7 protein-coding genes are annotated in these 6,000 nt (G+C 45.7%); 3 read left to right on the top strand and 4 right to left on the bottom strand.

What is annotated here, in order from left to right; genetic code table 11:
- Positions 1 to 749 (bottom strand): hypothetical protein (locus JCM14467_RS05870; protein ID WP_252900863.1); only part of this gene is annotated, 749 nt, incomplete at its 3' end.
- A gap of 385 nt (positions 750 to 1,134) precedes the next feature.
- Between JCM14467_RS05870 and JCM14467_RS05865 the strand changes: the two genes are divergently transcribed.
- The 3 genes from JCM14467_RS05865 (at position 1,135) to JCM14467_RS05855 (ending at position 2,918) form a co-directional block, all read left to right on the top strand.
- Entirely contained in the window at positions 1,135 to 1,341 is a 207-nt protein-coding gene (locus tag JCM14467_RS05865) for a DNA-directed RNA polymerase subunit N (RefSeq protein WP_054841978.1), read from the top strand.
- Between the two features lie 96 nt (positions 1,342 to 1,437).
- Complete coding sequence (locus tag JCM14467_RS05860; RefSeq protein WP_054849468.1) at positions 1,438 to 1,683, top strand: LSM domain-containing protein; 246 nt, start codon at positions 1,438 to 1,440, stop codon at positions 1,681 to 1,683.
- Positions 1,683 to 2,918 (top strand): methionine adenosyltransferase, encoded by a 1,236-nt coding sequence (locus JCM14467_RS05855; protein WP_054849467.1) that lies wholly within the window; start codon positions 1,683 to 1,685, stop codon positions 2,916 to 2,918. The genes JCM14467_RS05860 and JCM14467_RS05855 overlap by 1 nt, the downstream gene beginning before the upstream one ends.
- Here JCM14467_RS05855 and JCM14467_RS05850 read toward each other — a convergent pair.
- Genes JCM14467_RS05850 through JCM14467_RS05845 form a run of 3 tightly spaced genes read right to left on the bottom strand, consistent with a single transcriptional unit; the run spans position 2,910 to position 5,920 of the window.
- Positions 2,910 to 4,580 carry a DUF460 domain-containing protein gene (locus JCM14467_RS05850; protein WP_252900862.1) on the bottom strand — a complete coding sequence of 557 codons (1,671 nt, stop codon included), beginning with the start codon at positions 4,578 to 4,580 and terminating at the stop codon, positions 2,910 to 2,912. The genes JCM14467_RS05855 and JCM14467_RS05850 overlap by 9 nt on opposite strands.
- 38 nt (positions 4,581 to 4,618) lie before the next feature.
- Positions 4,619 to 4,864: a hypothetical protein gene (locus JCM14467_RS16390; protein WP_252900861.1), complete on the bottom strand. Its 246-nt coding sequence runs from the start codon at positions 4,862 to 4,864 to the stop codon at positions 4,619 to 4,621.
- Positions 4,865 to 4,921: 57 nt separating this feature from the next.
- Complete coding sequence (locus tag JCM14467_RS05845) at positions 4,922 to 5,920, bottom strand: serine/threonine-protein kinase RIO2 (protein WP_054849466.1); 999 nt, start codon at positions 5,918 to 5,920, stop codon at positions 4,922 to 4,924.
- Positions 5,921 to 6,000: the final 80 nt, after the last annotated feature.

The raw sequence follows: 6,000 nt of genomic DNA, 5'->3' as shown, positions 1-6,000 counted from the left end.
TTGGTTAGGAGACTTGGTGTTAGTTCTTGTGGTAGTTGGTTCATTGGGTTTGTGACGTTGATTATATAGACCACCGGCTCCTCGGTTATGTACCTGCCCTCCTCGTAGAGTTGCTCAGCCGTAGGCGTGCCGTTAACAATACCAATCAACCCAATTAGGCGACCCCTAACCATCAACCCAACCTCCTCACTCTCGCTGGCAATTGGGCATGAGGGTAAGGCATAAGGCACAGCCGAGTAAATAACAACGATTATCACATCACCACCCGTTAAGTTAATTGGTGGGAAGGAGACGTCATCATCGGTATAATCCGCAGTAATGACTCCATTGGTGTGCTCAACCACAGTCTTCAAGCTGAGGATCGGCCCTGGATAATTAGTGCTAGCAATCAACCTGCCGTTCACGTAAACACCCATTATCAACGCATCATTCTGATTTGGTAGTTTCGAAAACACAGTCAAAGTCTTATTAACAATACTCGCTGGAAACGCCATGTAAATGCCGACAAAATTAATGGTAACATCACCGTGAACGTGATAACGAAGAACAACCATTGAGTTACCGGGAATGACAACATTAACATTATGACCCCAACAACCAAGGGCACCATAATTAACAAACACAGGCACAGAAACAGGAGACGGAGAGAGGTGCTTAACCGTTAGGCTATGTGAGGTGATGGAGAGTATCGAGACGGCTACGGCGATTATTACCGCGGCGATTATTGGTAGTGTTAGCCTTGGGTTCATATAAATTAATTACTAAGGATTTCAGGGGGTTTTAATAAGTTGCGCAAATATTCAATGAGAAGTGAAAAAAATGCTTAGTCATAACTGAAAGTGCATTGGCAAATTCCAAAACTATCAAACCCTATGTCCATATATTAATGACAAAGTTAATGACGAATACTTCAAATTTGACCGTGGATAATATGTAGGAGTTATGGTGGTATAAGGTGTTCATGCTTCATGAGGGAGTTTATGGCTTGACATGGGATTGTGAGGGCTTGTTTAGTTAGCCAGCGAACTTGCGTGAATACCTCCAGGTAGCCATCATTATTAACCGCAATTATGGTCATCGACCCTGGATCTAGATACGAAAGCAATTTAAAGGGGTTAATAACCACGCACCTCAATGATTGTACCCATCAGATGCTGGACCTGCGGGCGCCCACTTGGTCACCTATGGGAACCATTTAAGCAAAGGGTGCTCAATGGCGAGAACCCTGAGAAGGTGCTTGATGACCTTGGCGTCACGCGTTATTGCTGCAGGAGAACATTGTTGGCCCATATAGAGCTTATTGATAGGGTTCTTGAGTACTCTAAGATTGAAAGTGAGTAACGCAAGGTATATACTATATATAATCCTGGTAATGTTACTTTTAATACTCTCAGATGGTGTTAAGATTTAAATATAGGCTCTCACGACACGCCACTAATGGAAAGGCCCCAGCAACCAATGAAGATGCTACAGAAACTGGTTGGTAAGCATGTAACAATAAGGCTTAAGAATAATAAGGTATTGAGGGGTGTCCTTGTGAATTACGACGACTGCATGAACCTAATAATTGATGAGGGTGAGGAACTCGATCAGAAGGGCGAGAATGTGGTTGTTAAATACGGTAGGCTAGTCATTAGGGGTACGCAGATACTTTACATAACGTCTGAGGAGACCGTGGGGTGATGGGCATGGCCAGGACAATCACGATAAACACAATAGATAGGAAGCCCGTTTCTGAGTTAAATGTTGAGCTTGTCGAGAGGAAGGGCCTTGGACACCCAGACTACATTGCTGATGCATCGGCCGAGGCCGTTAGTAGGGCCTTATCTAATTATTACCTCGAGAAGTATGGCATGATACTGCACCACAACGTGGATAAGGTGCTAGTTGTTGGTGGTCAAGCAAGTCCGCGGTTTGGTGGTGGTGATGTTATTCAACCAATATACATACTCGTAGCCGGTAGGGTGACAACCGAGGTTAAGACAACCACTGGCACTGAGAAAGTACCCATAGGCACAATAATAATAACTGCAATTAAGGACTGGATTAAGAACAACTTTAGGTTCCTTGACCCGGATAAACACGTGGTCATTGATTATAGGGTTGGCATGGGTTCTACGGACCTGGTTGGTGTTTATGAACTTGGTGTTAAGGCGACGAAGGTTCCATTAGCCAATGACACATCTATTGGCGTGGGGTTCGCGCCATTAACAGATACGGAGAGGCTTGTACTTGAAACTGAGCGGCTACTTAATTCCAGGGAGTTTAAGGCTAAACTGCCTGAGGTTGGTGAGGATGTTAAGGTGATGGGCCTTAGGATTGGTAAGGATGTTAAGTTAACCATAGCCTCGGCAATAATATCATCACTCGTTAAGGACAAGGATCATTACTTAAATATTAAGGAGGAGATTAAGAATAAGGTCCTCGACCTAGCCGCTAAGATTACGCCAAACCTAACGGTTGATGTTACCGTGAATGCAGCAGACAAGCCTGAGCACGGCATATTCTATCTAACCGTCACAGGTACGTCGGCGGAGCATGGTGATGATGGAGCCACAGGGCGTGGTAATAGGGCTAATGGATTAATAACACCCATGAGGCCCATGACCATGGAGGCTACGGCTGGTAAGAACCCAGTGAGCCACATTGGTAAGCTCTATAACGTGCTCGCCAACAGGATTGCCGAGAGGATTTATGGTGAGGTTAAGGGGTTGAGGGAGGTCTATGTTTACCTGTTGAGCCAGATTGGTAAGCCGATAAATGAGCCGTTAGTTGCGAATGTAGAGGTTCTCCCAGAGCCTGGCATTGCATTAAGTGGTGAGGTTAGGAATGAGATTGACGGCATAGTTAATGAGGAGCTCGATAACATAACATCATTGACAGAACTCGTTGTTAAGAGTAAGGTATCTCTATTCTAACATTCCACTCCTCAAACGCCTATACTCATTAATCATTCTCTTCAACTGGTCCTCGTCGAGGGCGCTAAGGAATTCCTTACCGAGGGCTTCAATGGCGTTATTTATTACGGACCTATCCATGAACATGATGTCGTTTAATGGGCCATTATAAACCATGCTGATTGGTATGACCCTCAAGCCCCTCTTCCATATTGGTCTTAACATGCTTTTCTCACTGACGTCAATGAGTATTACGGAGTTTATGCCAACGCTGATTAACTTATCAATGCCAATATTCATTAATTCGCCAATACTCATTACAAGGATGGAATTGTGTATCTGAACCACTGCGTTGAGGTCAAGCCCGTCGATGTACCTTATCAATACGTACTTATTACCCCTAAGGTACTCGAGGAAATCCTTCATTAAATCCCTCATGCTATTCTCAAGATCCTTAATCTTAAGTTTGTACTTCTCAATATCGCCCTCAAGCATGTCTATCCTCGCGTATAAAGACCTAACGAGTTGGTCCTTCCTAGCCTCAATGTCATAATTATTAACCAACTCCTCAAGTCTCTCCTTAGTTTCGTTGTATAGTCTACTCAGTCTCTCGATCTCGGCATTTAAAGTCCTTATGGTATTTTCATACTCCTCACGCATCTTATCACACTCGCATTCACACTTCTCATTACTAACCAACCTAACCTCCTGCTGAGGCTGAACCTCGATCCTCCTACTAGCCTCGTCAACTGCCTGCTTTATCGACAAGCCCTTAATCACCAACGCCTTAGCATCATCAATGGCCCTGGCATAGGCCCTCCTAACCTCCTCCTCAACCCTATCAAGCTTAGGCTTCAACTGAGTAAACGCCTTATATGCCGCGGCCAGGGCATCCCTCATGTGCGGGTCCTTAACCGTGATTCCCTGCTCACGGGAAATCTTGATGGCGATTTCACTCTTCTCCGCAATGCTTAGGTCCCTATCTGGGTAGTAAATCGCCGCACCAACCATTGCGGCTAACTTCCTGGCGTAATCCGAGGGCTTTGCCGTATCTACAGCTACAAGAACTGGTGTGCCGTATTGATAGACGATCCTAAGCACATGTCTCCTACTCAAGTTCTTACCACTTTGTAGCGTTAACACGTTACCATTTAGATCAAGAACGGCTACCCCCGTGACTATGCCCGGGTCAATACCAACAATCAACTTCCTATCCTTAACAGCACTCATGCTCTCGGTACTCTCCTGCTCTGTTAACCCAACGAACTTTATGGAGTCCGTGGGCACGGATTCCACAATCACCTTAACATCCATACTCTTACGCGGCTTAATTACGGACCTGACAATACTCCTATCGGCATACACGATGAACACCACGGACCTAAGGCCCTCACTCTCCGGCGTTATGAACATGTCATAATCAAGGCCACCGCCTTCGAGCTTCTCCTTGATCTCCTTGGCCAGGTACCTAATCCTGTGGGCAATATTCCTCTCAAACCTATTTCTACTCATACCACCTGGTGTCGTTGATATGGCGGCCTTAACCACAATCTTTGTCTCGGGCTCATAAACCCTGATTATGGACAACACCCATGCGCACAGCCTAGCCAGGTACTCCGCGGTTGCGTCAGGGTCTAGCTTAGCTATGTTAAGCCCAAAGTACTTATTAACGAGGCTTTCCATGGTCTCGTCAACGTCAGGTTTAACCTTCGTGACCTGGACTAGGTAGACATTGAATGGTAGCTACCTAGTCTCTTAATGATTGAGGGGCTTAACTCCATTAGCTCGCCAATATTGTCAATGGCTATGGCTTTAGGCCTAACCTTCTTAACGAGCTTCACCAAATCCTGTGGATCGATAATCCCTTTCTCGATTATTTCGCCATTACTTAATATGGCGTATGAAAACCTCCTACCGTTAATGTCAATCCCAATTATTGGCCCGGAGCTTAGCTCCTCAATGAGCATTACCTTGGGCTAGTATCATTACTAACCTTCCCTTATTAAATTTGCTTACACAGCCCCTTACACGTCCTCAAACTCCTCCTCCTTCTCTGAGCCCATGAGCTCGCTCAATCCCTCACTACCAAGCAACTCCTCAAGGGCCTCCTCAAGGCTCTCCTCCTTGACCTCCACATTACCGACCACGTAATTATAGACCTCATTAGCATCAAAATCAAGCCCAAACCTCTTCATGAAATACCTAACCACGTTAGTGACATCCCTACGAAGTATGTCCAGGGCGCCAGGGGCATTCCTCGGGACCCACTGGGGCCAGTCAATGATGTATGGCTCACCGCTTTCCAAGTCAATCATTATATTGAATTCACTCAGGTCTCCGTGAACAATACCCACGTCGGTGAACAACTTCTTAACGCCCTCAATAATGTCCCAGAACAATTCCTCTGGGTCATCAACATCACCCACCTCGGATAGTTGGGCGCCGTTTATGTATGCCATGACCACGGTGTGCCTATTGACGGTTATTGGTCTTGGCACGTTAATGCCGGCGTTGTATGCAAGGACTAGGGCCTTATACTCAGCGTGGGCTGAGAGCCTCGACTCATAGAGCCAGGTTATGTGCCTCCTATCCCCAATCCAAGCCCTAAACCTCCTGATCTGCCTAAAGCTCGTTCTCCCAAGCCTATGGAACTTTAGCACGACCTTGCCATCACCGAGGGCATCACCGGCGTATACGTCGGACTCCTTACCAACGCCAATTGGTGTTGGGCTCACCTTCTCGATTATGCCCCTCTTGGCTAATGTATGTAGTGCCAGTGCGTCGTAGCCCATGAATGTTAGCCTATAACCGGTGTAGTTACCCCTGTACCTAATCACCATGCCAAGGGCATTGAGCTTCTTAAGGGATTTCTCAATCAATTCCTCAGGCTTCTTACCCCAATCAGCGATAATCTCAAGCGGAACATACTCAAACTTCCTATGCCCAATCTCAATAACCCTAAGTACCCTAAGGTCAAATGGATCCAATTGATCATACGCATCAACAAGACTCTTAATACTCAATTAATCACCACACCCTATTAATTAATACGCCCAATTTAAATCAATCTACCACATGAGTCCAGGGAAAAGTATATTAATTA

It is taken from the genome of Vulcanisaeta sp. JCM 14467 (assembly GCF_001316245.1).
Taxonomy (GTDB): domain Archaea; phylum Thermoproteota; class Thermoprotei; order Thermoproteales; family Thermocladiaceae; genus Vulcanisaeta.
This window is presented reverse-complemented; position numbering and strand designations above follow the sequence as displayed.